The following is a 26,392-nucleotide window of genomic DNA, read 5'->3' on the forward strand; positions in this document are numbered from 1 at the left end:
CGTCACGGCGCGATCGTCGCGCTCCAGTCCTCGGCCTGCGGCGTCAATGCCGCGTCGATGACGTCGTCGAACTCGCCGCGGTAGCGCAGCTGGCCGAGTGCCGTGAGCGCGCGGGCGAGGTCGGTGGTGCCGTCGGTCTCCGACGGAATCATCGTGCGCAGCGCCTCGAGCGTCGCGAAATAGCGGTCGCCGCCGATGCCGGCCGCTTCGAGCAGGATGCTCGGCAGCAGCCACGACGTCGTCTCGGCCGTCATCGTGTTGCGCAGCGGGCGGCCGTTGTCGAGGATCAGCCACGGTACCGGCTGCTGCTTCGCGTCGCGGCCGTCCGTGAAGCCGATCTGGTGGTAGACCGGCGGCAGCGCGGGCAGATGATCACCGTAGAACAGCAGCAGCGTGCGGCGCTCGCGCTTGAGCAGCGCGTCGGCGAGGCGACCGAGTTCGTGGTCGGCATCCTCGAGCATGTAGAGGTAGTTGCGCAGCCAGAACTTGCCGCCGTCGTCGAGGCCGGGCGGCACGGGCTGGCCGGCGAGACGCTTCTCGTCGAGGCCCGGGCGCCAGTCGAACGGTCCGTGGTTCTGCATGCTGATCGCGAAGATCATCTGCGGCGGGCCGTCTTCGGCGAGTTCGCCGAGGATGTGGTCGGTCAGGGCTGCGTCGCCCGTGAACAGGCCGACGATGTCGTCCTTCGAGAACGCGCTCTCGTCGATGAAGCGATCGAAGCCGATCTGCTCGAACGCCTGGTTGCGGTTCCAGAACACGCCCGTGTTCGGATGGATCGCGGTCGTGCGGTAGCCGTGGCGGCCCAGCGTGCGCACGATGCCCGGGATCGGGCGATCGGCGATCTCGAAGTACGGATACTGCACGCCGGGGAAGAAGCCCAGCGACAGGCCGGTCAGCACCTCGAACTCGGTGCGGATCGTGCCGCCTGCGTACGTCGGCACCTGCATGTCGCCCGACAGCGAGCGCTTGGCGAGGCGGTGGAAGTTCGGCAGGTAGGTCTTCGCGTCGGCGCCGGTCAGGCGCGCCGGATCGAACAGCGACTCGCTCTGCACGATGACGATGTCGGGCAGCGTGCCGGCCGGCATCGCGATCGGCGAGCTGTTCGGCGCGAGCGTCGTGCGCACGGCGTCGGCATTGTCGCGCAGCAGCGCGGTCGCGGCGTCGCGGTCCGGCTTGAGTTCCTGGCGGCGTGCGAGTTCCCACTGGTAGAGCACGAGATTGCCGATCGTGCCGGCACGCGCCGCGCTGTCGACGACCGACCACGGCTCGAAATGCAGGCGCTCGGCGTTGTAGACCGCACGCCACGGCGCCCAGCCCTGCACGAGGCCGACCGAGAGGATGCCGACGCCGAGCGCGACCGCAGGACCGCGCCAGCTGCGCAGCGCGGCCAGCGACGGTTCGCGCCATGCGAGCAGGGCGGTCACGCCGATCACCACGAGCGCGATCGCGGTCGTCGTCGCCGACAGGCCGCCGAGGTAGTGACCGAACAGCGGCAGCACGGCGCCGAGGTCGGCGAGGAAACGGAAATCACCCGGCAGCAACGGCATCTGCAGCTGCTCGAACTTGGCCGCGCTCGAGAGGTAGGTCGCGACGAGCAGCAACACGCCGATCCAGCTCGCGAGCAGCACGCGCTTCGTCAGCGCGACGAGCAGCACCACGACGAGCAGGAACGGCAGCGTGTTGATCGCGACGACTTCCCACGCGAGCGGCTCCGGGCCGATCACGGGCCACGCGAGCGCCGGATCGAGCCACGACACGAGCAGGCCCATGCCGAGCGCGAGCACGACGAACCAGACCAGCGAGGTGGCCAGGGGTCGGGGCGTCGCCGCAGCGGATGTGCGTTCGCGCATGGCAGGGTTCCGTGACAGAGGCATGACAGCCTAGTATGCGCGACTATTGGCGGGTTGCGCTGAGTGGGTCGTGAACCCGCGCGAAGCCGCGCCAGGCCTGGCTTTGCGGCGGCCGCGCACGCTGCCATGATCGGCCGATGCCCACCGAATCCTGGTCAGGCGACCTGGTCGCCCTCGTCGATGCGCGCGTGGCGCGCCTCGAAGCCGCCTGCCGCACCGCCGGCGTGCCGTTCTACGATGACGCGGGCGTCGACCGCGGCCTCGCGCGCGTCCTGCTCGCGAGCGATTACGCATTCGAATGCCTGCTCGCCGAGCCGCAGCTGCTCGGGCTGGAGCTCTCGAGGCTCATGAACGACCCGCGCCACGCCGATGCGCGCGGCGCCGGGCTGGCGGCGATCGTCGACGATGCCGAGTTCCGCGCGGAGCTGCGCCGGTTCCGGCGCCGCGAGTCGCTGCGGCTGATCTGGCGCGACGTCAACGACGTCGACAAGGTCGAGACGACACTGACCGGCGCGAGCGTGCTCGCCGAAGTCTGCCTCGAGGCCGCGCTGCGTCACGCCGAGCGCACCCTCGCCGGACGCCACGGCGTCGTGCGCTCGCCCGACGGCACGCCGCAGCGCCTCGTCGTGCTCGCGCTCGGCAAGCTCGGCGGTGGCGAACTCAACTTCTCGTCCGACGTCGACCTCGTGCTCGCCTACGACGAGCCCGGCACGAGCGACGGCGCGCGCCCGCTCGAGGCCGAGACGTTCTACTCGCGTCTGAGCCAGCATCTCGTCGCGCTGCTCGCCGACCGCACGCCGGACGGTTACGTCTACCGTGTCGACCTGCGCCTGCGCCCGTTCGGCAACGCCGGGCGTGTCGCGCTGTCGTTCGGCGCGATGGAACAGTACTACCAGCGCGAGGGGCGCGACTGGGAGCGCTACGCCTGGATCAAGGCGCGCCCCGTCGCGGGCGACAAGGCGGCCGGTGCGCGCCTGCTCGCGACGCTGCGCCCGTTCGTGTTCCGCAGGTACCTCGACTACACCGCGTTCGCGGGCCTGCGCGAGATGAAGGCGCTGATCGATGCCGAGGTCGCGCGCAAGGATCTCGCCGCGCACCTCAAGCTCGGCCCCGGCGGCATCCGTGAGATCGAGTTCATCGTGCAGCTCGTGCAGCTGATCCGCGGCGGACGCGAGCCCTCGCTGCGCGTGCGTGGCCTGCTCGCCGCGCTGTCGGCGAGCGAGCAGCTCGGCCTGATCCCGGCCGCGCGCGCGAAGAAGCTGGCCGAGGCGTACCGCTTCCTGCGCCGGCTCGAGAACCGCGTGCAGATGTTCGCCGACCAGCAGACCCACGACCTGCCCGACGATCCGCTGCAGCGCCGGCGCATCGCGCGTGCTCTCGGCTTCGCCGACTGGGATGCGCTCGTCGCACGCCTCGAGCAGCACCGCGAGGCGGTCAGCGCCGAGTTCGACACGCAGATGGCGCCGGTGCAGCGGCGCGCCGCCGCGCCGAAGCAGGCGTCATGGGCCGAGGCATGGCGACGCTTCGCCGACTCGGGTGTGGAAGCCGACGTGCTCGTCGACGCGGGATTCGTGCCGGTCGAGCCGGTCGTCGCGGCGCTCGAAGGCCTGCTGGGCAGCCCGATCCTGCGCGCCGCATCGGCGCGCTCGCGCGAACGTCTCGATCGCGTGCTGCCGGCGCTGCTCGCCGCGGCGGCCGGCAGCACGGCGCCGTCGGCCTGCCTCGTGCGCATGATCGGCCTCGTGCAGGCGGTCGCGCGTCGTTCGGCCTACCTCGCCCTGCTCGACGAACAGCCCGTCGCGTTGCGCCGCCTGACCGCCGTGTTCGCCACGAGCGCGTTGCTCGCCGAGCGCATCATCGCGCACCCGTTGCTGCTCGACGAACTGCTCGACGACCGCAATGCCGACGCGCCACCCGACCGCACGTCGGTCGAAGCCGAGATCACGCGTCGCCTCGAGGTACTCGTCGACCACGATCCCGAGCGCGAGATCGACCTGATCCACGAGATCCGCCACGCCGCGCAGTTCCGCGTCGGCCTCGCCTTCCTCGGCCGTGCGATCGATGCGGTCACCTGCGCACGTGCGCTGGCCGGCGTCGCCGAAGGTGTGCTCGCCGGCGTGCTGCGCCTCGCCGAACGTGACCTCGCGGTCGCGCACGGACGCATTCCGGGCCTCGCCGGCGATACCGCGGGCATGGGTGTGGTCGGCTACGGCAGCCTCGGCGGCGTCGAACTCGGCTTCGGCTCCGACCTCGACCTCGTCTTCCTCTACGACGGCGCCCACACGCAGCACGAGTCCGATGGCCCCAAGCCGCTCGACGGTGCGCGCTACTACGCGCGCCTCGCGCAGCGCTTCGTGCACCTGCTGACGATGCTCACTCGCTCGGGACGCCTCTACGACGTCGACATCCGCCTGCGGCCCGACGGCGGCAAGGGGCTCCTCGTGACGAGTCTCGAGGCCTACGTGCGCTACCAGAACGAGCGCGCGTGGACCTGGGAGCATCAGGCGCTCGTGCGCGCGCGCGCGGTGGCCGGCGACGTCGCGCTCGGTCGCCGCTATGCCGAGGCGCGTGCGCTGGCGCTCGCGCGCGAGGTCGACGCGGCGATGTTGCGCAAGCAGGTGTCCGACATGCGCGTGCGCTGGCGCCAGGAGCGCGACCGCTCCGACGCGCGCCAGCTCGACCTCAAGCAGGGCCCGGGTGCGCTCGTCGACATCGAGTTCCTGCTGCAGGCGCTCGTGCTCGAGCATGGCGCGCGTTGTCCGCGTCTGCTCGCGACGACCAACAGCGCGCAGCTGATCGAGATCGCCCACGTCGCCGGCCTGCTCGACGACGTCCAGGCCGCCACGCTGCGCGACGCGCACGCGACCCTGCTCGAATGTTCGCTTGCGACCAAGCTCGATGCGCGCCCGCGCGTCGTGCCGCGCAGCGAGGCGCTCGATGCGACCGTCGCGGGCGTGCAGCGCGTCGCAGCCGAGCTCGGCCTCGCGTTCGGTTGAACCGGGTCAGGCGCGCGCGGCGCGCCATGCGTTCCAGCGTCGCGTGACCTCGGCCGCGACGCTGGCGGTCTCGACCAGCGCGGGGGCCGGCGTGAAGTCCTGCGAGGTGGCGAGGTCGGCGAGATGGCCTTCGGCGACGAGCGCGTCATGGAAGCGCGCGAGCTTGCCGCGCGCGACCTGCGTGCGCAGCGTGTAGACGGGTTGCCCGGTCGCGCAGGCTTCCGACAGCATGTTGACCGAGTCGGGCGTCACGACGAGGCGATCCGCCCACGCGAGCAGGCCCGGGTAGGGGTTCTCGCCGTCGTCCGGGCCCGACCAGAACGTGCCCGGCCATGCCGCGAAGCGTTCGCGCAGGCGCTCGGCGAGTGCGGGCGGCGTGCGCCGCGAGGTCGTCACGAGGAAGCTTCCGGGGCGGTCGCGCTGCCAGGTGGCCAGCCGCGTGAACAGCGCGTCCTGCCACGCCGCATCGAGCGGTTGCACGCGGTGCGGTCCGCCGACCAGCACGGCCGTGCGCGGCGAGGGCAGGGCAGCGAATGACGCGAAGCGTACGCGCGCCGCCTCGAGCGAGGCCGCATCGACGCCGTGCAGCGCGCCGAGCGTGCTCACGACGTTGTCGCCGTGAACGTCGTCATGGCGTGGCGCGACGACGACATCCCAGGCACGCGTGTCGACGCGCGGATCGAGGATCTGCACCGTGAAGCAGCGCCCGTTGCTCCAGCGGCGCAGTGCGCGCGTGAAAAGCGCGGCGGCACGCCCGCAGCCGATCGCGAGGTCGGGCCAGGGCGGCGTGAACGTGCCGCCGTCGCGGTCACGCATCGCGAAGCGGGCACCCGCGACGAGGCGCGGCGCGAGCCACGACCACGGCGGCGCGACGTCGAGACGCACGATGCGCGGCACGAGACCCAGCGCCGTCGCGAGCGCGAGGGCCTGGCGTTCGTTGCCGGCGGCGCCGTCGCTGGCGATCCAGCAGGAACTCGGCGGGCCGTCGCGGGTCGGCATCGGGGGCGGGGTGGTCGACATGCGTCTCGGCGATGTGCGTACAGGCGGGTTCGGCGACAATTGTCTCTCGCACGGCACCAATCCGTTGTGCCGCACGCCGTTGATCGTCCGTCACGCGTCCCTAGACTGTCCATTGTCGGTTGGGGTGCGTTCCACCCTGCCGCAGGAGATGCCATGACCACCCCGCTCGCCGACGCCGCCCTCGACACGCTCTTCCGCACTGCGCGCACCTACCGCGGTTCCGCCGAGGCCTGGCGCGACGAGCCGGTCGACGATGCCCTGCTGCGCGCGGCATACGACCTCGCCAGGCTCGCGCCGACCAGCGCGAACTGCCAGCCGATGCGCGTCGTGTTCGTGCGCTCGGCCGAGGCCAAGGCGACGCTGCGCAAGGCGTTGTCCGAGGACAACGTGCCGCAGACGATGGCCGCGCCCGTGACCGCGATCGTCGGTGCCGACCACGCGTTCCACGAGCATCTGCCGCGCCTCTACAAGGAGGCCGACGCGGTGCCGTGGTTCGCGGGCCGTCCTGAGGTGATTGCCGCGACCGCGTTCCGCAACTCGAGCCTGCAGGGTGCGTACCTGATCCTCGCGCTGCGTGCGCTGGGCCTGGACTGCGGCCCGATGTCGGGCTTCGACAACGCGCGTGTCGATGCCGATTTCTTCGCCGGCACGCAGGTTCGCTCCAACTTCATCATCAACATCGGATACGGCAATCCGGCCGTTCTGTCACCGCGCGACGACCGCTTCGGTTTCGACGAAGCGTGCCGCATCGCCTGAGCCCCCGCCCCAAGGAGATCCCCATGTTGCGTCGTACCGTCCTCGCCAGCGCGCTCGCGTTCGCCTCCGCCGCGGCCGTCGCCGCGCCCGTCACCTACACGATCGACCCGGGCCACACGCAGACGGTGTTCTCGTGGAGCCACTTCGGCCTCTCCAACCCGACCGCGAACTTCGACAAGATCGAGGGCACGCTCACGTACGACGCCGCCGACCCGACCAAGTCGTCGGTCGACGTGACGATCGCCGTCGACAGCATCAACAGCCACGTCAAGAAGTTCGACGAGCACCTCAAGTCGGACGATTTCTTCGATGCGGCCAAGTTCCCGACCATCACGTTCAAGAGCACGAAGGTCGAGAAGGGCAGCGCCGCCGACACGTTCAAGGTGACCGGTGACGTGACCCTCAAGGGCATCAAGAAGAGCGTCACGATCGACGCCAAGCTCAACAGCGCCGGCGAGCATCCGATGAAGAAGGTCCCGGCGATCGGCTTCGACGGCACGCTGCACCTCAAGCGCAGCGACTTCGGCGTCGACAAGTATGTGCCGAACGTCAGCGACGAGGTGCTCGTGCGCATCACGACCGAAGCGACGGTGCCGAAGAAGACCCCGTGATCCCCGCGCCACGGCCGCGCTTTCGCGCGGTCGTGGCGTTCCCTCCGCGTCATCCCCTCGTCCCGCCATGATCGCCGTCCGCCCTGCCGCCTCGCGCGGAGAGAGCCGCGACGCGTGCGCGCGCATGCGCCACACGTTCTCGTTCCGCGACTATTTCGAACCCGCGCATATGGGCTTCGGCGCGCTGCGCGTGCTCAACGACATCGTCGTCGAGCCCGGCGCGACACTCGGTGCCGAGCGGCTCGCCAACATGGAGCGCCTGACCTGGGTCGTCGCCGGGATCCTGCGCCTGCGTGCCGGCGACCACGAACGCGTGCTGCACGCGGGCGACGTGCACGTGCTCGGTGCCGGGCGGGGCATCGACATCATGGAAGCCAACGCCTCGATGTCGGATCCCGTGCACGTCGTGCAGGCTTGGCTGCAGCCCGAGCGCGTGAACGCGCAGGTTTCCCCGGGTGGCGTGCTCGCGACACGTGCGCAGGGCACGACGCTCGTGGCGTCGGCCGACGCGCGTGAAGGATCGCTCGCGGTTCGCGGGGACGCCGCGATATACCTGCTGCGCCCGTCCGCAGGTGTGCCGTGCACGCGGACGATCGGCGCCGGTCGGCGCGCATGGCTTCAGGTCGTCGGGGGAGCGGTGCGGGCCAACGGCGTGCGCCTGGAGGCCGGGGACGGGGTGGCGGTGCTGCAGGAGCGCCGCATCGAGATCACGGGATGCGCGGGTGCGCAGGTCCTGATGGTCGATCTCGCGGACCGGTGAAGCGGAAGAGCGGGTGGATCGCGAACGGGTGGATCAACCGCGCTTGACGCCCTTGTTCTTGAGCGATTCGAGCCCGGCGAGGTCGATCGAGGTCAGTGCGGCCTTGAGGCGTCCCGCATCGAGTGCATCGCCGTAACCCGTGAGCTTCACCGCGAAGCGGTCGCCCAGCACGATGCCGAATTCGCCGTGGTGACCGGCGTTGTCCCACTTCTCGTGGACGAGGCGACCCGCAGCCTTGTAGGTCTTCTCGTAGCCCGTGTCGGTCTCGCTCTCCGACTCGATGTTGGCGAACCCGGCCAGCGCCATGATGCCCTTGGCCGTGCCCATGTCGGTGATCTCGAGCTCGAGGCGGCTTCCGTTGCCGTCCTCGTAGCTCGCGCGACCGGTGCTGACCTGCACGCCCATCGCGCCGGTACGCTCGGCGGAAACCGCCGAGCGCTTGAAGCCGTCGAGCCTTTCCGGAAGGAAAGGCTTGATCGCGTCGGGTGACAGCGCCTCCACGCTGTCACCGCCACCGAGCATCGCGCCGAGCATCTGGCCCGCCGCGGCGGCTTGCGCATCGGCATCGCCGGTGCGCTGTGCCGCCTCGAGCTTGCGGGCCTGCGCTTCCATGCGCTGGTTGAAGGCCTCGACCTTGGCCAGCGGACTGTCCTGCTCGATCGTGATCGTGCTGCCGGTCTGCTGGATCATCGCCGCACCGCCCATGCCTGCCGCCGTGATGCCGGCGAGGACGAGGCCGATGATGAGCGAGAGGATGAAGCCGATGACGGCGACGACGACCGTGTAGAGCACCGACTTCTCGGGCGCGGCGCGCATCGTGTGCGGCAGGCCGAGGTACATGAGGTAGAAGCCGTAGAACGTGCCGGCGAGCACGATCAGCCAGCCGATGAACGGCACGATCACCGCGATGCTGGCGACCCAGCCGGCCGTGTAGGCGTAGGCCGAGGTCTTGAGCGCCTGGATCGGATCCTTCTGGCCGCCGAAGTTCGGTGCGAGCGCGTTGATGATGATGCCGACGAGGTAGACCACGCCGAGGGTCAGCACGTAGCCGAGGATCGCGCCGATGATGCCGCTCACGATCGGGGTGCGCACCGTCACGCCGAACACGGTCGTGCCGATCAGGCTGCCCTTGAGGAAATTGAATACGGCCGGGATCGCCGCGAGGATCAGGATGTAGTTCGTGTAGAGCCTGGCGACCGTCTCCGGTTCGGCCGCGATGACCGGCCATTCGGTCTTGGGCTTGAGCAGGATGTTCTGTACGCGCGCGAGAAGCTTGGCGAAATCCATGGTCCGGGGTTCCCCTCTCAGGTGGTGTGGGCGCAACGGCCATCGATTCTAGGCCGTTCCGGTGGCAATGGAGTGTCGCCCGGATCGCGGCCCGCCGGCGACCCGGTCGACGCCTGCAGTGTGATCCCCTTGGCACATTCCATGCTGCTAGACTTGCAGGCCGTACCCCTTCCGGAACCCAGCGCATGTCGCTTCGCAACCCGGCCGCGGAAGCCCGCGTGCCCGCCAATGCGGAAAACCGCTACCGGGTCACGCCCGCGGACTTGCCGCTGAGCTGCCCGATGCCCGCGATGTCGCTGTGGAATTCGCACCCGAAGGTGTATCTGCCGATCGAACAGCAAGGCGGCCACGCCAAGTGCCCGTACTGCGGCGCCGAGTACGTGCTGGAAGCCTGAAGCCGTCTCCAGGGGCCGGCGCCGCGGGCGCCGCCATCGTCAGGATCGTTCGCGCAGGGTACGAATTTGACGCAGCGCCGACTCACCGTCGTCCAGATCCTCCCCGCCCTGCGCGCGGGCGGCGCCGAGCGCTCGACGCTCGAGGTCGGCGAGGCGCTCGTGGCCGCGGGCCACCGTTCGGTGGTGATCTCGGGCGGTGGTGCACTCGTTGCGCCGCTCGTGGCGGCTGGCAGTGAACACATCGAGCTTCCCGTCGGGCGCAAGTCGCTGTGGAGCCTCGCCCTCGTGCCGCGCCTGCGCGCATGCTTCACCGAACTGGGTGCCGATGTCGTGCACGTGCGCTCGCGCCTGCCGGCCTGGCTCGCGTGGCGCGCGCTGCGCGGGATGCCGGCACCCCGGCCGCATTTCATCACCACGGCCCACGGCCTCAATTCGCCGGGCTGGTACAGCAGCATCATGGCGCGCGGCGAGCGCGTCATCTGCGTGTCCAACATGGTCCGCGACCACATCCTGCGGCACTACCCCGATACCGATCCCGCGCGCCTCGTACTGATCCCGCGCGGCGTCGACGTGCGGGAGTTCCCGTTCGGGCATCAGCCCGACGACGACTGGCGCACGCGTTTCTTCGCCGACTTCCCGCAGCTCGCAGGGGCTCCGCTGATGACGCTGCCCGGGCGTGGCACGCGGCTCAAGGGCCACGCCGACGCGATCGAACTGCTCGCCGACCTCGGCGCGCGCGGCGTCGACGTGCGCCTGCTGCTGCTCGGCGTGATCGAGCCGGGGCGCGAGGCCTACGTGGCCGAACTCGAGGCGCTGGCGCGTTCGCGCGGCGTGGCCGATCGCCTCGCCATGAGCGCACCGCGGGCCGACGTCGCCGACGTGCTCGCGGTGTCGACACTGGTGTTGCAGCTCAGCAATCCGCCCGAATCGTTCGGCCGCACCGTCATCGAAGCCCTGTCGCTGTGCCGCCCCGTGCTTGGCTACGCGCACGGCGGCGTCGACGAGCTGCTGACCGACCTCTACCCGGCGGGCCGCGTGCCGCCCGGCGATCGTGCGCGGCTGACCGAGCGCGCGGCGGAACTGCTGCGTGCCGCGCCCGCGATCGCGCCGCTGACGCGTTATCGCCTCGCCGACATGAAGGCCAACACGCTCGCGCTGTACGAGCAGGTCGCCGGCGCGTGAGTGCATCCGCGGTCGAGGCGGCCGCGTCGACGCGCGCCGAACGAGCGGCGCTCGTCGTCGTGCTTGCCGTGCTCGTGCTTTTGCCGGTGGGGCGCACGTCCGAGCTGCCGATCCTCGTCGGTGCGATCGCCGGCCTCGTCCTGCTCGCGCGCGGCGTGCTCGCGGCGTCGATGCGCGATGGCGCGGCGCGCCTCGCGACACTGCTGTTCGCGTGCTACTGGTTGCCGGTGGTCGCATCGGGCATCGCTGCGGTCGACCCCGGCAAGACCTGGAGCACGGCCGCGTCGACACTGCGCTTCCTGCCGTTCGCGTGGTTCGTCGCGTGGACGATGCGCAAGCCGTCGACCTCGCCGCCGATGCTGCTCGCGACGGCGGCCGTGGTCGGCCTCTGGCTCGTCGATGCATGGGTCCAGTGGATCTTCGGCTACAGCCTCGGAGGTGCGCCCGAGGTCGAGCGGCTGTCGGGCATCTTCGGCGCCGACAACCTCAAGCTCGGTCCCGTGCTCGCCGTGCTGTCGCCGTTCGTGTTCGTCGTCGCGCGCAGCCTCGGCGGGCGACTCGGCCTGCTCGGCGCGTTCGCCGCGATGCTCGTGCCCGTGCTGTTGTCGGGTTCGCGCGCGGCATGGTTGTGCTTCGCGCTCGTCGTCGTCGTGTTCGCGTGGCGCGAGACGCGCAGTCTCAAGCGCTTCCTGCCGTTCGTCGCCGGTGCGCTCGTCGCGGCGGTCTTCGCCGTGGTCGGGGCGTGGCATGCGGACACGGGCTTCGAGGCGCGCATCGACAAGAGCCTGCAGGCCTTGCAGGGTACCGAGCAGTCGCTGGACGAAGCGTCCGCGGGACGCATCAGCATCTGGCGCACCTCGGCGACGATGATCGCGCAGAATCCGTTGACCGGCGTCGGTGCACGCGGCTACCGCCACGCCTACCTCGAGTACGCGCGCGAGGGCGACCGTTTCGCCTGGGAGGGCGCCGAAGTCGGTGCCTACCATGCGCACCAGATCGTGCTCGAAGTGCTCAGCGAGACCGGCCTCGTCGGCCTCGCGTTCTGGATCGCCGGCGTCGTGATCGCCGTGCGCGCATGGAGGCGCGCCGATCGCGCCGCGCGCGGTCGCGCGTTCGCTCCGGGCCTCGCCCTCGTCGCGATGACGTTCCCGCTCAACACCCACCTCGCGTTCTACTCCGCATGGTGGGGCCTGCTGTTCTGGTGGCTGCTCGCGCTCTTCGTCGCGGCGCTCGGCGACCGCGACGTGCGCGACACCTAGTCCTTGCGCCGCGCCGAGCGCAGCAGCGACAACGAAAGTCCGGCCACGAGCGCCGCGCCCGCCACCAGCACGATCCACAGCGCGAGCTTGCGCGCACTGCCGTCGTCGACCGGGGCGGCTTCGAGTGCGCGCTTGCCGGCGGCTTCGACGACGGCACCGGCTGCCGCGAGGGGCGGTTGCCAGTCCGCACCGGAACGGGCGCGCAGCGTCGCGAGCACGGCCTCGAGCGCGGCATCGTTGCGCTTTTCGCGGACGCTGCCGACGGCAAGCCGGTAAGGCGCAGGGCCTTCGGCGAGGAACACCAGGTAGGCAGGGCGATAGCCGACCTCGAGTGTCGGAGCTGCCGCGACCGCCGAAGTCGCTTCGAGTCTCAGGCGTGCGGTACGTGGCAGGGGCCCTACCGGGATCTCGCCGCTGTCGACCGCGACATCGTCGATGCGCAGGCGATAGGCGACGAAGCGCTTGCGTGGTTGCCATGGGGCATCGATGCCGGTGCGCGTGGCCTGAGTCGACAAGGTGAAATCCGCGAAAGCGTTGTCCTGGGCGAAACCCACGCGCATGGCTTCGATCGGCACGCCGCCCACCAGCGTGTAGTCGACATGGCGCGAGGCTGCGGCAAGCGCGGCGGGCTGCGCGGGAATCCAGTGCAGGACAGGGGGCACTGCGCCGCGAGGCGGCAGGCTGACCTCGACGCTGAGCGACTCGAGGACGGGGCCCGCGTCGAGGCGGCGCAGCCGCAGGTAGGTCGCCTGCACGCGCTCGAACGGAATCGTGCGGTGTTCGATCCGTACGTCCCCCTCGCGGAGCACGACGATGGTGGCATCGTTGCGCATGCTCCGCCACTGCTGCAGGTCGTCGCTGGCCTCGACCGCGAAGCGCGCGACGACACCGTCGGTCGGCGCGTGCCAGGCGAGTACGAGGCCGTTGACCCCGTGCTTGAATGCTGCGAGATCGACGAGCCATTCGCGCGACCCGGACGGTGGGGCAGGGGCTTCGACGGGAGGCGGCGCCGGCTCCGTGCGAGGCGTCGACCATCCGCGCTTCGGGACCGTCGCCGTTGACCAGACGACGTCGCGAGCCTCGAAACTGCGCAGCCTGCCTTCGGCGTCGCGCTCGACGACGACGGCGAGGTCACGCGCAGGCTTCCCGGCAGGCGCGGGCGGCAACGCAAGCAGTGGCGCCCCCGCGAACGTCGAATGGCTCGGCCACCGCGGCGAGGGAGACCATGCCATCGCCGGTACGGCATGGCCGTCAGCATTGAAGACGAAGACGTCGCGCAGCTGCTCGTCGATCGACCATGCGTGCACCGCGTCGCCAAGTTCGACCTGCCACGCCGCGGAGCGCGCGGCGTCCGCGTCGAGGGGCAGGGTCACGGCGAAGTCGTCGACGCCCGTCGCGTGCAAGGCGGTGGCCGTGAGGGACAGCGCCAGCGTGGCGATCGTCTTCATGGCGACGGCTCCACTGCGGGTTCGACGTCGTGTTCGCGCGGCGGTGCCGGTGCGAGGTAGCCGATCAGCGTGCAGAGCAGGCCGTAGGCGATGAACGAGGCGATGCCGAACAGGTTGCCGAGGTGCTGGCGATCGATCAGCAGCAGCTTGAGCAGCACGATGCCCATCAGGACGGCCGCCGCGATCCATAGCGGGCGGCTGCCGCGGCGCGAGCCGATCACCCAGCCCGCGACACCGAGCACGCTCCAGACCACCGACAGGCTCATCTGCGACACGCTCGCGGTGAGCAGGCCGTCGGTCCAGCCGATGCCGGCGAGATGGTGCACGCCGCGCAGCGTGGCCGAGGTGACGAGCACGAAGCCGGCCACGCCGAGCAGCATCGCGCGGTGCTCGCGGAACGTCGCCGGCGCATCGTCGTCGTGGATCCACAGGACGAGTGCAGTGAGCGCGACGAGTTGGGCTAGCTCGAGCGGATTGAGCAGCGGGATGAAGGCGAGTGGCGTGCTCGCACCGGCGTTGAACACGCTGCCCGCGAGCAGCAGCGCGAGCGCGCCGGCCTGGGTCGCGAGGATCGCCGCGCGGTACTCGTGCAGGCGCGCGACGAGCGGTATGCCGACGAGTCGCGGCGCACGCAGCACGAGCAGGAACGCCGCGATCAGCGGCAGCCATGCGGCCGCCGTGACCCAGCCCGAGCCGAGCGTGGCGTCGCGTGCGAAGCGCGCGAGCGCGAGTGCCGCGATCGCGGTCCATGTCCACAGCCACACGAGGTGCGCGAACGCGACCGGTTCGCGGACCTGGGTCCGCACGCAGGCGAGCGAGCGGGCGCCGAGCACGGCGTAGGCGGCCAGCGCGGCGAGGTTCCAGCCCGCGAACGGCTGCACGTCGACGCCGATCGCGATGCCGAGCACGAGAGCGAAGCCGTGCAGCACCGCGATCGTCCACGGCAGCGCGACGTCGGGCAGCCGGCGCGTCGCTTCGCCGAGCGTCCACGCCGTGAATGCGACGAGGGCGAGCATCGCCGCCATCTGCCATTCGCGCGGCACGAAGCGTTCGATGTCGCCGGCGACCGCCGCCATCCACCACGCAAGACCCCACAGGTAAAGCACGAGGGCCCAGCCGATCGGCTTCTGCGCGCGCTTGAACAGCCATGCGCTGGCGAGCGCGGCGGCGGCGATCAGCAACGCGCCCGCGAAGGTGCCGTTGAGGAACACGAGCGTGTCGTCGCGTGCGCCGGTCGAACCGATCACGAAGGCCGCTGCTGCGAGCAGCTGCAGGCCGATGCCGATCCACTGCGGCAGGCGGCGTTGCTGGCGCAGGCCGAGCCACACGAGTGCCGCGCCTTCGAGCGCGAACACGCTCGCGGTCGCGCGCGCCGACAGCGCGAGCGGTACCGCCAGCGTCCCGAAGCCGAGTGCGAGGATCGCGAACGATTCGCCGAGCACGCGCGCGCGCGCGATCACGACGCGCGCGAGCGCGACGTAGAACACGCCGAGGCCGAGCGCGCAGGCCGCGAGCGGCATGCGCTCGCCGTCCAGCAGGGCCGCCTGCAGCGCGAAGGCGAACAGCGGATTGCCGAACACGAGCGTGCCGTCGATCGCGTCGCGAGCGGACGCGCTGCGACGCCAGGCGTAGAGGATCGGGATCGCGACGTAGAGCACGAAGAACAGCACGAGGAACGGCTGCGTCGTCGGCGCGAGCTCGGGGCTGTAGCGCAGCACGCCCCAGGCGGTCCCGATCGCGTAGGTGAAGAAGAAGCCGAGCAGGTTGAGTGCGCGCCAAGGCCGCACCCAGGCGATCGCGAAGATGCCGACGTTGAGCAGCGCGTAGTACGAGAACAGCGCGACGTGGTTGCCGCTGCCGGTCGAGATCAGGATCGGCGCGGCGAAGCCGGCGAGGATGCCGAGCACGGCCAGCGCGACGGCGTCCTGCAGCACGGCGAGCATGCCGATGCCGGCGACGAGGATCACGAGCAGCGCGAACGCCGCGAACGGTGGCAGCAGGCCGTACAGGCGGAACGCCGCGAACACGACGAGCATGAGCAGGCCGATCGCGCCGCCCTGCAGGCTCAGCGCGAACGCGCGCCGCTTCTCGCGCTGGCTCCAGCCGAACGCGAGCGCGGCGATCGAGGCGAGCGCGACGCCGGCGAGCCGGAACTCGATCGGCATCGTGAACCAGCCTTCGTCGGCGGCGTACTTGAGCAGCGCAGCGACGCCCGCGAACAGCACGAGCATGCCGACCTTGACCGGTACGTTGCCTTCCGTGAACCAGCGTTTGATCGCATCGATCGCGCGCTCGACGAGATCGGGTTGGGGCGGTTCGGAGGGAGGGAGCGGCGGCAACGGGCGTGCAGGCAACGGCGCGACGCGTGGCGGAACCGGAGGCGGCGCAGGTGCGAGCGTGGGGTCCGGCACCGGAGGAGGGGGTGGTATCGCCACGGGCGCGCCGGTGTCCGCGAACACGGGCGGAGGCGCCGGTGCGGCGACCGGGTCGTCGACGACGGTACCGGTTGTCAGGCCTGCGCCGGATACGCGCGCACCTTCGCGCACGACGACGAGCCGCTGCAGGCTCTCGACGCGCGATTCCGCGGTGTCGAGACGCTGGCCGAGGTCACGCTGGCGCGCGAGCAACCAGCCGAACAGCGCACCGCAGGCGACGGCGATCCAGCCGTCGCTGCCGAACGTTCCCGCGAACATGCCGCCGGCGATCATGCCGACGACGATCCACACGAAGGTCATCTTTCCCCTCCTTGCCGATGATCAGGTGACCGGCGCCTCGCCCGCCGGCCGCGTCTTGAAGCGCTGGTGGATCCAAAGGTACTGCGCAGGTGCCTCGCGGACCATGCGCTCGATCGCGGCATTGACGCGCGCCGTGTCGACGGCCACGTCGTCGCCGGGGAAATCCTCGAGCGGCGCCTCGAGGCGCAGCGCGTAACCGCCGCCGGGCAGGCGCCGGTGGAAGAACGGCACGACGGCCGCGCCGGACAGGCGGGCGAGGTGGTGCGTGGCCGTGATCGTCGACGCGGCGACGCCGAAGAACGGCACGAACACCGCGTCCTTGCCGCGCATGTCCTGGTCGGGTGCGTACCAGACGCGCCCGCCGTCGCGCATCCAGCGCACGCAGGCGCGCAACTCGTCCTTGCGGAACATCGTCGCCGCATAGCGCGCGCGGGCACGACGGATCACCCATTCGAACGCGGCGTCGCCGTGCACGCGGTACATGCCCGCGAGCGCGACGCCGGCGTGTTCGACGAGCAGCCGGCCGGCGAGCTCGAGGTGCGAGAAATGCGCGCCGGTCAGCAGCACGCCACGTCCGTCCGCGTGGGCCGCCTCGAGATGCTCGAGGCCTTCGATCGTGACCGGCACGCGCAGGATCGCGCGCCGCGAACCCATCCACGCGAGTGCGAACTCCACGAGCATGCGCCCGCTGTCGCGCAGGTTGGCGTCGAGCAGCTCGGCACGTTCGGCATCGGACAGGTCAGGGAAGCACAGCGCGAGGTTGCGCGCCGCGATGCGCTTGCGCGATCGCATCGCGCGCGCCGCGACCGCTCCGAACATGCCGCCGATGCGCATCAGCGCCCGGTACGGAACGCGCGCGAGCAGCCAGATCAGCCCTGCACCGAACCACGCCGGCCAGTGGCGCGGTGCGAGAAAGGCGGCACGGAACGGAGGCAGGTCGCGGGTCATCGCCACGATTATGGCGGCGTGGGGCCGATCTGCCTACGCGCGGGCGGGTCGTATACTGCTGCGTCCTGCCCGGCCCGCGCGTTGCGATGCTGCGATTCCTCTACACGTTGACCATGTACCTGCTGACGCCGGTGATCCTGTACCGGCTCGCGGCGCGAGGACTGCGCCAGCGCGGCTATTTCTCGCGCTGGCGCGAGCGCTTCGCGTTCTTCCCCGATCCCGGCATCCGTCGCAGCATCTGGGTGCACGCGGTGTCGATGGGCGAGGTCAACGCAGCCGCGCCGCTGATCGAGGCGCTCATGCGCGAGTACCCGTACGCGCCGTTCGTCGTCACGACGATGACGCCGACCGGGTCGGAGCGCGTGCGCAAGCTGTTCGGCGATCGCGTGTTCCACGTCTACCTGCCGTACGACCTGCCGGCCTCGGTGCGCCGCTTCTTCGACCGCGTCGATCCGCGCTTCGCGGTGATCCTCGAGACCGAGATCTGGCCGAACCTGTTCATCACGTGCCGCGAGCGTGGCATCCCGATCCTCGTCGCCAACGCGCGCCTTTCCGAGCGCAGCCTGCGCGGTTACGGGCCCGTGCGCGCGCTCGCACGGCGTGCGATCCGCTGCGCGAACTACGTCGCGGCGCAGTCGCCGATCGATGCCGAGCGCCTGCGCGCGCTCGGTGCCGCGGTGTCCCGCCTGTCGGTGGTGGGCAACCTCAAGTTCGACATCGAGCTGCCCGAAGGCCTGCCCGTCATCGGTGCGCGCCTGCGCGACAGTTGGGGTGGCAAGCGGCCCGTGTGGATCGCCGCGAGCACGCACGAGGGCGAGGAACTGCCCGTGCTCAAGGCGCACACGACGATCCTGCAGCGCTTTCCCGATGCGCTGCTCGTCATCGTTCCGCGTCATCCCGAGCGCTTCAAGCCGGTCGCGTCGGCCTGCCGTTCGCTCGGCTTCACGACGCGAACGCGCAGCGAGGACGGCAACGCCGACGAGCACTGCCAGTGCTTCGTGGTCGACACGATGGGCGAGCTGCTCGACTTCTACGCCGCGTCGGATCTCGCCTTCGTCGGCGGCAGCCTCGAGCCGATCGGCGGGCACAACCTGCTCGAGCCGGCCGCGCTCGGCATGCCGGTCGTGGTCGGTCCGCACATGTTCAATGCCGAGGAGGTGACCGAGGGCCTCGTCGAGGCCGGTGCCGCCGTGCGCGTGGAAGACGCGGACGGCCTCGCTGCGGTCGTCGTGAAACTGCTCGCCAACGATGCCGAGCGCATCGCGATGGGCGAGGCCGCGCGCAGCGTGGTCATGCGCGAGCGCGGCGCGGTGCAGCGCACGCTGCAGATCGTCGGGACGATGCTCGACGGTGCTCCCGCGCGCCCGTGAAGGAGCGCGGGAGCGGGAGGGATCACTCCAGCAGCGCGTTGACGGCTTCGAGGTCGCTGACCTGGATCACGCCGGCCGACTGCTTGAGCAGCAGGCCGCTCAGCACGAAGTTGTGACGCGCCTGCGAGTTGCTGCTCTGTGCCTGCAGCAGCTGCTGCTGGCTGATCAGCACGTCGACGATCGTGCGCGTGCCGACTTCGTAACCGGCCTGCGTCGCATCGAGCGAGCTCTGTGCCGACACGACGGCCTGGCCGGTCGCCTCGACCTGGCTCGCACCCGCGATCACCGCGCGGTAGTTGTTGCGCGTGCTGCGCTCGACGAGGCGACGCTGCAGTTCGAGCTGGTCCTGCGCGAAGTCGCGCTGGTGGATCGACTGGCGCACGCGCGACTGGGTCGCGCCGCCCGAGAAGATCGGCACCGTCAGCGAAACACCGATCGTGGTGCCCCAGCTCTCCCCGTTGGTGTGGAACTCGCCGGGAACGCGCGACGACGTCGAGTCGCCCCAGGTCGGCGTCTTCGAGTACAGCACCTGGCCGTTGAGGGTCGGCAGGTGGCCGGCGCGCGCCGTGTTGACGTTCGCGTTGGCGGCGTCGAGCTGGTAGGCGTAGGACTGCAGCGCCGGATTCTCGCGCGTCGCCACGCCGACCCACTCCTCGGGGTTCTCGGGCGTCGGCTTGTCGAGCGGGAGCTTCTGGCGCAGCTTCTTGAGATCTCCCGGCTCCTTGCCGGTGAGCTGGCGCAGTGCCTCGCGGTTGTCGTCGAGCGTGTTCTGCGCGCTGATCACGTTGGCCACGGCGGTGTCGTGCTGGGCCTTGGCGTCGTTGACGTCCGTGATCGCCGACAGGCCGACCTCGAAGCGCTGCTGGGCCTGCTCCATCTGGCGGTTCAGCGCGCTCTCGTTGGCCTGCGCGAACTTGAGCGCGTCCTGCGCGGTGAGCACGGCGAAATAGGCCGTCGACACGCGGATGAAGAGGTCCTGCTGGGCGGCCTCGTAGGTCGAATCACCGGCCTGCGCGCTCGCGCGCGCGGACTTGAGCGTGGTCCAGCGGCTGATGTCGAGGATGCTCTGCTGCAGGTTGCCGCTCAGTGTGCGCTTGTAGTCCGTGCTCGAACTGCTCACGTTGACGAGGCTCTGGCTGCCGTCCGCATTGTTGACGAACTGCGCGCCGCTGCTGTTGCCGCGCGTGCGGTCGTAGGAGAGGCTCGCGCCGATCTGCGGCAGCAGCGCTGCACGTGCCTGGTCGACGTTCTCGTCGGTCGCGTACTTGGTCGACTCGGCACCGGCGAGCTGCGGGTCCGACGCGCGGGCTTCGTGGTAGATCTGCACGAGGTCGTCGGCGTGCGCGAGCGGGGCGCCGCCCGCGATGGCCAGGGCCAGCGCGAAGGGCAGGGAGCGGGTGCGGGTCATCGGGATCATCCTCGGAGAAGAAGCGGGTTCCGGGGCAGCGTCGCGTCAGAGCGAGAAGCGTCGTGGCGGCGTCGCGTTGCCCAGGTAGGGAATATCGGTTTCGAACAGGCTCTCGGACTGCCAGCGCGTGTCGTCGATGCGCGTATGGAGCATCGCCTGCATCGCCGGCGACTCCCCGCTGATCGCGAAGAGGCGCCCGCCGGGCTTGACCCAGGCGCGCACGCGGTCGGGCAATGCATACACCGCGCCAGTCAATACGACGACATCGAAACGCTCGCGGGGTTCATAGGCGAGCAGGGCTTCCGCGGTGTCGACGCGGGCATTGGTGACGCCGGCATGCGCGAGCCTGGCGCGCGCGGCGTCGGCGAGGTCGGCATGCTGCTCGACGCTCGTCACCTGGCCGCCGAGGCGCGCGAGGCAGGCAGTCAGGAATCCGGATCCCGTGCCGATTTCGAGCACCGACTGTCCGGATTCGAGCGCCAGCGCCTGCAGCGTGCGGCCCTCGATGACGGGCTTCATCATGTACTCGCCGTGGCCGATCGGCAGCTCGATGTCGGCGAATGCGGTGGCACGGTAGCGCTCGGGGACGAAATCCTCGCGGCGCACGGAGCCGAGCACCTCGAGCACGCGGGCGTCGAGCACTTCCCAGGTGCGCACCTGGTTCTCGACCATGTTGTTGCGGGCCAGTTCGGGATTCATCGACATCACGGTTCCAGGATCGTTGGAAAAAAGGGGCGAAAGCATAGCGCTGGAACGTGTGCCGGCCTACCAACCTTCGTCGGCGGCGGCTCGCGCACCGAAGTGCCGGAAGTCACCGGCGCGCGGTCACGCCACGGGCTGCAGGCGGCCACCGGGGCGCGAGAACGCGGCTGCCGTGCGTGCAAGCTGCGCGCGCACGGCGGCGGTCAGCAGCGCGTCGACGCCCGCGAGCGCGGCCAGTGCGTCGCGCGCACGTTCCGCGGCTGCGGTGACGAGCTGCAGCGCGAGCCAGCGTTCGAGCGGTCCGCGGTCGTCCACGGACAGCGCGGACAGTGCCTGCCGTGCCGCCTGGCGACGCCCGGACGCAGCGAAACGGTCCAGTGCGGCCGGTGCCTCGATGACCTGCGCGAACGCCTGCTGGGCCAGACGCAACGGCCAGTCCGTCGCGGTGTGTGGGGCCGGTACGGCCAGATTCAACGCTGCATCACCCATCATCCACCTCGTCGTTTCCGCCGACCCACCGGAGATGCCGGAAGGGCGCGCGGGGTTGCCTCAGGAATCACGTCAGCAAGGGCCGGGCCAACCCGACCTTGCGGTCTTCACCCCGCCGCACCTTGAACCACGCCGCGTAAAGTGCGGGCAGGAACAGCAAGGTCAATACGGTCGCGACGGTCAATCCGCCCATGATCGCGACGGCCATGGGACCGAAAAAGGCGCTGCGCGACAGCGGGATCATCGCCAGCACGGCCGCGAGCGCGGTCAGCACGATCGGGCGGAAGCGGCGCACCGTGGCGCCGACCACGGCGTCGTACGGCGCCACGCCGGCGGCGATGTCGTGGTCGACCTGGTCCACGAGGATCACCGAGTTGCGCATGATCATGCCGAACATCGCGATCGTGCCGAGCATCGCGACGAACCCGAACGGCACCCGGAACACGAGCAGGAACAGGACCACGCCGATGATGCCGAGCGGTGCCGTGAGCACCACGAGCATGACGCGCTGGAAGCTGCGCAGCTGCAGCATGAGCACGCTCAGCACGACGACCAGGAACAGCGGGATGCCGGCATTGACCGAGCCCTGCCCCTTGGCCGACTCCTCGACCGCGCCGCCGACCTGCAGCAGGTAGCCGGGTGGCAGGTCCGCGCGGACCGCGTCGAGCGCAGGCAGGATCTGTGCGGTGACCGTGGCCGGTTGCATCGTGCCGTCGGTGTCGGCGCGCACGGTCACGGTCGGCAGGCGGTTGCGGCGCCAGATGATGCCTTCCTCGAAGCCGTACTCGAGCGTCGCGATGTGGGCCAGCGGCACGCTGCGGCCCGAGGCGGTCGGCACCGACAGGTTCGCCAGCAGGCTCAGGCGCGCGCGCTCCTCGGCAGTGCCGCGCAGCACGACGCCGATGAGCTGGTCGCGCTCGCGGTAGGTCGTGATCGGCACGCCGGTCAGCGAACTCTGCATGAAACCGGAGAGATCCTGCGAGGTGACGCCGAGTGCACGTGCGCGCTCCTGGTCGACGACGAGGCGAACGGTCTTGCTCGGCTCTTCCCAGTCGAGGTTGACGTTGCGTGCGTGCACGTTGCCACGCACGACGTCGGCGACACGTCGTGCCAGCGTGCGGACCGTGGCGAGATCCTCGCCGGACACGCGGAACTGCACCGGATAGCCGACCGGCGGCCCGTTCTCGAGGCGCACGACGCGCGCGCGCAGCTCGGGGAAGTCGTTCTCGAAGAGCGCGAGCAGGTCGCCGCGCAGCTTCTCGCGCTCGGGCAGGCTGTGGGTGAGCAGCACGAACTCGGCGAAGCTCGCCTGCGGCAGCTGCTGGTCGAGCGGCAGGTAGAAGCGCGGCGAACCCGAGCCGACGTAGCTCACGTAGTTCTCGAGTTCCGCGCGCTCGGCCAGCCAGGCCTCGAGCTTGCGCACCTGCTCGGCGGTCGCATCGAGCGAGGCGCCCTCGGCGAGCTTGAGGTCGACGAGCAGCTCGGGACGCGTCGAATCGGGGAAGAACTGCTGCTGCACGAAGCGGAATCCGTACACCGAGAGGCCGAACAGCAGGATCGTGGCCGCGATGACGATGCGGCGGTGATCCACGCACCAGCCCACGAGGTCGCCGAAGCGTCGGTAGAACGGTGTCGCATAAGGATCGGCGGCATGCGCCGCATTTGCGCCACCACCGCCGAGCCAGCCCGGCAGGCGTGCCCGCAGGCTCGCGAAGCGCGCAGCCAACGAGCCCGGTGCCGGTTCACGCGCGGCATGCGGGTCGGGCAGCAGGCGATGGCCGAGGTAGGGCACGAACACGACCGCGGCGATCCACGACAGCAGCAGCGCGATCGTGACGACCTCGAAGATCGCGCGCGTGTACTCGCCGGTGCCCGACTTCGCGGTCGCGATCGGCAGGAAGCCGGCCGCCGTGACCAGCGTGCCGGTCAGCATCGGGAACGCCGTCGAGGTGTAGGCGAACGCGGCCGCGCCGGCGCGGTCCATGCCCTGTTCCATCTTGATGGCCATCATCTCGACCGCGATGATCGCGTCGTCGACGAGCAGGCCGAGCGCGAGCACGAGCGCACCGAGCGAGATCTTGTGCAGGCCGATGCCGAAGTAGTGCATCGATGCGAACGTCATCGCGAGCACGAGCGGGATCGTGATCGCCACGACGAAGCCGCTGCGCAGGCCGAGCGAGAAGAAGCTCACGAGCAGCACGATCGCGACCGCCTCGGCGAGCACCTGCACGAACTCGCGCACCGAGCGCTGCACCGCGGCGGGCTGGTCGGACACCTTGTGCAGCTCGAGACCGACCGGCAGCGAGGCGCCGATGCGCGCGGTCGCGGCCTCGAGGTCGTGGCCGAGCGCGATGATGTCACCGCCGCTGCGCATCGACACCGCGATGCCGATCACGTCGCTGCCCATGAAGCGCATGCGCGGCTGCGGCGGGTCGACGTAGCCGCGCTCGACCGTGGCGATGTCGCCGAGCCGGAACGTGCGACCGTTCGAGCCACGGATCGCGAGCTCGCGGATCGCCTCGACCGAGTCGAGCGCGCCGCTCGTGCGCACGTGGATGCGGTCGGTCGCGGTCTCGAAACTGCCGGCCGGGATCACCGCGTTCTGCGCCTCCAGCGTGCGCTGCACTTCGGCGAACGTCACGCCGAGCATCGCCAGCTTGGCGTTGGACACCTCGACGTAGACCTTGGGATCCTGCCGCCCGACGAGTTCGATGCGCGCGACGTTCGGCACGCGCAGCAGCTCCAGGCGCACGCGCTCGGCGTACTCGCGCAGGGCCTCGTCGTCGAAGCCTTCGCCGCCGAGTGCGTAGATGTTGCCGTAGGTGTCGCCGAACTCGTCGTTGAAGAACGGGCCGCGGATGTCGGCCGGCAACTGGTGGCGCATGTCGCCGATCTTCTTGCGCACCTGGTACCAGACGTCGGGCACGCGCGAGGACGGTATCGAGTCGCGCACGATGAAGAACACCTGCGACTCGCCCGGGCGCGCGTAGCTGCGCAGGTAGTCGAGCTCGGGGAGTTCCTGCAGCTTCTTCTCGATCGCCTCGTTGATCTTGTCGGCGACCTCGGTCGCGGTCGCGCCGGGCCACAACGTCTGCACGACCATGATCTTGAACGTGAACGGCGGATCCTCCGCCTGGCCGAGCCCGCGGTACGACCAAGTGCCGATCGCGCCGAGCAGCACGATCACGTAGAGCACGAGCGCCTTGTTGCGCAGCGCCCAGGCGGAGAGGTTGAAGGCGGACATGCGTCGCGACCGGCTCGTGGGAAAAGGCCTCCCCGCCGTGCCGCCGCCTGGGGGAGGGCGTTGCGGCGACGCAGCGGGGAGGGTTTGACCTCGGGATTCAGAACATCACGGGACGATTGCGTGCATCGACCGGCCGCACGACCTCGCCGTCGCGCAGGCGGTGCACGCCGGCGGTGACGATCCACGCGTCGGGCGTGACGCCGCCGACGATCGCGCCGTGTTCCCCGTAGCTCGCGACCGTGACCGGCACGAGGCCGACCTGGTGCGTCTTCGCGTCGATGCGCCACAGTGCCGGCTTGCCGTCGCGCTCGTGCAGCGCGCTCAGCGGCACCAGCCACTGGTCGGCGGCTGCGTCGCCGCCGAAATGCACGCGTGCGGTCTGGCCGAGGCGCGGCGGTGCCGCGTCGCCCTCGAAGGCGACGCGCACGCGGTAGGTGCGCGTGGTCGCGTCGGCGCCCGGTGCGACCTCGCGCACGCGGCCGCGGCGCGGCTCGCCACGATCGGCCCACAGGTCGATCATGGCGTCCTGGCCTGGCGCATAACGTGCGACCTGCTGCTCCGGCACGCTGATCTCGACCTCGTTGGCCCCGTCATGGGCGAGCTGCACGACCACGTGGCCGGCCGCCACGACCTGACCCGGTTCGGCGCCGACGGCGGTGATGACGCCGTCGGCATCGGCGCGCAGTTCGGCGTAGCCCGCCTGATTGCGCGCGACGTCGAGCGCGGCGCGCGCTTCGGTCGCACGCGCCTGCGCCGCGGCGAGGGCGTTGGCCTTGGCGTCGAGCTCGAGCTGGCTCACGAAACGCTTCTCGTGAAGTGCTGCGAACCGCTCGTGCTCGGACTCGGCGAGCTTGAGCGCGGCCAGCGCGGACGCATGTCCCGCGGCGGCGCTTGCGCGCCCGAGTTCGAGGTCGCGCGGGTCGAGTTCGGCGAGCAGGTCGCCCTTGGCGACGCGCGAGCCGACGTCGGCATGGCGCGTGCGCAGCTTGCCGGCGACACGGAAGCCGAGCCCGCTCTCGTGGCGCGCGCGTACTTCGCCGGGATAGATTGCTAGGATCTGTGCATCGGCCGGTTGCGGCTGGGCCGCCCGGGCCACGCGGGGCGGCGGAGGGGGTTCGGCGTGCGAGCTGCAGGCATGGCAGGCGACGGCCAGCAGGGCGGCCAGCGCGCGCGTGACGACCGTCGAGGCATGCATCGTTCGAAATCCCTGACGACAGATGATGAACTGCGTGGTATAGTAATTAAACAGAACCCGTCAGTCCAGTATTTTTTTAGATGAACGCAGCCATCGCCAGATCGTCCGGTCCGGGTCGTCCGAAGGACCTCGAGAAACGAGCCGCCATCCTCGAGGCCGCCAAGCGGCTGTTTCCCGAGCACGGCTTCGAAGGCACCAGCATGGACGCCATCGCGGCGTCGGCCGGTGTGTCGAAGCTGACCGTGTACAGCCACTTCAAGGACAAGGAGACGCTGTTCGCCGAGGCCGTGCGCATCAAGTGTGTCGAGCAGTTGCCGCCCGAGTTGTTCGACGTGCCCGTCGAAGGCTCGCTGCGCACGCAGCTGCACGTGATCGCGCGCGCGTTCTTCGGCCTCATCGTCAGCGAGGAGTCGATCGCGCTGCACCGCCTGCTCACGGCCGGCACGGGCAGTTCGCAGAAGCTTGCGCAGGTGTTCTGGGAAGCCGGGCCGCAGGTCGTGCAGCGCGTGTTCGGCGACCTGCTGCGCCGCGAGATCGCGGCCGGGCATCTCGAGATCCCTGATGTCGAGCGCGCCTCGTCGCAGTTCTTCTGCCTGCTCAAGGGCGAGCTGCACGCGCGCCTGCTGTGCGGTTGCTGCGGCGGGCCGTTCGGCGAGGCCGAGATCGAAGCGCACCTCGGCGCCACCGTGGACATGTTCCTGCGCGCCTACGCGACGCGCGGCTGACCGGCGTCCTTC

The 26,392-nt window shown here is 70.4% G+C and carries 20 protein-coding genes; 9 read left to right on the top strand and 11 right to left on the bottom strand.

Annotation, left to right across the window (positions count from 1 at the left end; translation table 11 throughout):
- Positions 1–2: 2 nt before the first annotated feature.
- Positions 3–1,850 (bottom strand): LTA synthase family protein, encoded by a 1,848-nt coding sequence (locus ACQQ2N_RS08980; protein ID WP_440225374.1) that lies wholly within the window; start codon positions 1,848–1,850, stop codon positions 3–5.
- 137 nt (positions 1,851–1,987) lie between these two features.
- Between ACQQ2N_RS08980 and glnE the strand changes: the two genes are divergently transcribed.
- A complete protein-coding gene (glnE, locus tag ACQQ2N_RS08985) occupies positions 1,988–4,846 on the top strand; it encodes a bifunctional [glutamate--ammonia ligase]-adenylyl-L-tyrosine phosphorylase/[glutamate--ammonia-ligase] adenylyltransferase (RefSeq protein WP_440225375.1) in 2,859 nt (952 codons plus the stop codon).
- Positions 4,847–4,852: 6 nt separating this feature from the next.
- Here the strand turns inward: glnE and ACQQ2N_RS08990 are convergent, their stop codons facing one another.
- Positions 4,853–5,866, bottom strand: a complete 1,014-nt coding sequence (locus ACQQ2N_RS08990) for a mitochondrial fission ELM1 family protein (protein ID WP_440225376.1) — start codon at positions 5,864–5,866, stop codon at positions 4,853–4,855.
- A 153-nt stretch (positions 5,867–6,019) separates the two neighbouring features.
- Here ACQQ2N_RS08990 and ACQQ2N_RS08995 point away from each other — a divergent pair, with 153 nt between their 5' ends.
- From ACQQ2N_RS08995 to ACQQ2N_RS09005, 3 genes are all read left to right on the top strand, one after another.
- Positions 6,020–6,622 carry a malonic semialdehyde reductase gene (locus ACQQ2N_RS08995; protein WP_440225377.1) on the top strand — a complete coding sequence of 201 codons (603 nt, stop codon included), beginning with the start codon at positions 6,020–6,022 and terminating at the stop codon, positions 6,620–6,622.
- 23 nt (positions 6,623–6,645) lie between these two features.
- On the top strand, positions 6,646–7,233 hold the full coding sequence (locus tag ACQQ2N_RS09000; protein ID WP_440225378.1) for a YceI family protein: 588 nt from the start codon (positions 6,646–6,648) through the stop codon (positions 7,231–7,233).
- A 67-nt stretch (positions 7,234–7,300) separates the two neighbouring features.
- Entirely contained in the window at positions 7,301–7,993 is a 693-nt protein-coding gene (locus ACQQ2N_RS09005; protein ID WP_440225379.1) for a pirin family protein, read from the top strand.
- A gap of 33 nt (positions 7,994–8,026) precedes the next feature.
- On the opposite strand, the gene ACQQ2N_RS09010 is transcribed toward ACQQ2N_RS09005, so the two are convergent.
- Positions 8,027–9,280, bottom strand: a complete 1,254-nt coding sequence (locus ACQQ2N_RS09010) for a Yip1 family protein (protein ID WP_440225380.1) — start codon at positions 9,278–9,280, stop codon at positions 8,027–8,029.
- 185 nt (positions 9,281–9,465) lie between these two features.
- On the opposite strand from ACQQ2N_RS09010, the gene ACQQ2N_RS09015 reads away from it, so the two are divergent.
- From ACQQ2N_RS09015 to ACQQ2N_RS09025, 3 genes are all read left to right on the top strand, one after another.
- Positions 9,466–9,675, top strand: coding sequence for a zinc-finger domain-containing protein (locus ACQQ2N_RS09015; RefSeq protein ID WP_440225381.1), 210 nt, complete (start codon positions 9,466–9,468; stop codon positions 9,673–9,675).
- A gap of 66 nt (positions 9,676–9,741) precedes the next feature.
- Positions 9,742–10,857 (top strand): glycosyltransferase, encoded by a 1,116-nt coding sequence (locus tag ACQQ2N_RS09020; protein WP_440225382.1) that lies wholly within the window; start codon positions 9,742–9,744, stop codon positions 10,855–10,857.
- On the top strand, positions 10,854–12,116 hold the full coding sequence (locus ACQQ2N_RS09025) for an O-antigen ligase family protein (protein WP_440225383.1): 1,263 nt from the start codon (positions 10,854–10,856) through the stop codon (positions 12,114–12,116). Before ACQQ2N_RS09020 ends, ACQQ2N_RS09025 begins: the two co-directional genes overlap by 4 nt.
- Here ACQQ2N_RS09025 and ACQQ2N_RS09030 read toward each other — a convergent pair.
- The 3 genes from ACQQ2N_RS09030 to lpxL are packed head-to-tail and all read right to left on the bottom strand — an operon-like array spanning position 12,113 to position 17,247.
- A complete protein-coding gene (locus tag ACQQ2N_RS09030) occupies positions 12,113–13,564 on the bottom strand; it encodes a DUF3999 family protein (protein WP_440225384.1) in 1,452 nt (483 codons plus the stop codon). The genes ACQQ2N_RS09025 and ACQQ2N_RS09030 overlap by 4 nt on opposite strands.
- Complete coding sequence (locus ACQQ2N_RS09035; RefSeq protein ID WP_440225385.1) at positions 13,561–16,299, bottom strand: DUF2339 domain-containing protein; 2,739 nt, start codon at positions 16,297–16,299, stop codon at positions 13,561–13,563. Before ACQQ2N_RS09035 ends, ACQQ2N_RS09030 begins: the two co-directional genes overlap by 4 nt.
- Before the next feature lie 21 nt (positions 16,300–16,320).
- Positions 16,321–17,247, bottom strand: a complete 927-nt coding sequence (gene lpxL, locus ACQQ2N_RS09040; protein ID WP_440225386.1) for an LpxL/LpxP family Kdo(2)-lipid IV(A) lauroyl/palmitoleoyl acyltransferase — start codon at positions 17,245–17,247, stop codon at positions 16,321–16,323.
- Between the two features lie 86 nt (positions 17,248–17,333).
- On the opposite strand from lpxL, the gene waaA reads away from it, so the two are divergent.
- A complete protein-coding gene (gene waaA / locus ACQQ2N_RS09045; protein WP_440225387.1) occupies positions 17,334–18,617 on the top strand; it encodes a lipid IV(A) 3-deoxy-D-manno-octulosonic acid transferase in 1,284 nt (427 codons plus the stop codon).
- A gap of 22 nt (positions 18,618–18,639) precedes the next feature.
- On the opposite strand, the gene ACQQ2N_RS09050 is transcribed toward waaA, so the two are convergent.
- The 5 genes from ACQQ2N_RS09050 to ACQQ2N_RS09070 all read right to left on the bottom strand — a co-directional run bounded on the left by ACQQ2N_RS09050 (position 18,640) and on the right by ACQQ2N_RS09070 (position 25,655).
- Positions 18,640–20,025 (bottom strand): TolC family outer membrane protein, encoded by a 1,386-nt coding sequence (locus tag ACQQ2N_RS09050; RefSeq protein WP_440225388.1) that lies wholly within the window; start codon positions 20,023–20,025, stop codon positions 18,640–18,642.
- 45 nt (positions 20,026–20,070) lie between these two features.
- Positions 20,071–20,730 (bottom strand): protein-L-isoaspartate O-methyltransferase family protein, encoded by a 660-nt coding sequence (locus ACQQ2N_RS09055; RefSeq protein ID WP_440225389.1) that lies wholly within the window; start codon positions 20,728–20,730, stop codon positions 20,071–20,073.
- 120 nt (positions 20,731–20,850) lie between these two features.
- The gene (locus ACQQ2N_RS09060) at positions 20,851–21,156 is read right to left on the bottom strand and encodes a hypothetical protein (protein ID WP_440225390.1); all 306 of its coding nucleotides are present in this window, start codon (positions 21,154–21,156) and stop codon (positions 20,851–20,853) included.
- Between the two features lie 127 nt (positions 21,157–21,283).
- Positions 21,284–24,460, bottom strand: coding sequence for an efflux RND transporter permease subunit (locus ACQQ2N_RS09065; protein WP_440225391.1), 3,177 nt, complete (start codon positions 24,458–24,460; stop codon positions 21,284–21,286).
- Positions 24,461–24,557: 97 nt separating this feature from the next.
- The gene (locus ACQQ2N_RS09070; RefSeq protein WP_440225392.1) at positions 24,558–25,655 is read right to left on the bottom strand and encodes an efflux RND transporter periplasmic adaptor subunit; all 1,098 of its coding nucleotides are present in this window, start codon (positions 25,653–25,655) and stop codon (positions 24,558–24,560) included.
- Positions 25,656–25,735: 80 nt separating this feature from the next.
- On the opposite strand from ACQQ2N_RS09070, the gene ACQQ2N_RS09075 reads away from it, so the two are divergent.
- Positions 25,736–26,380: a TetR/AcrR family transcriptional regulator gene (locus tag ACQQ2N_RS09075; RefSeq protein WP_440225393.1), complete on the top strand. Its 645-nt coding sequence runs from the start codon at positions 25,736–25,738 to the stop codon at positions 26,378–26,380.
- Positions 26,381–26,392 lie beyond the last annotated feature (12 nt).

The sequence above is a fragment of the Dokdonella aquatica genome, assembly GCF_051987395.1.
Classification (GTDB): domain Bacteria; phylum Pseudomonadota; class Gammaproteobacteria; order Xanthomonadales; family Rhodanobacteraceae; genus Dokdonella.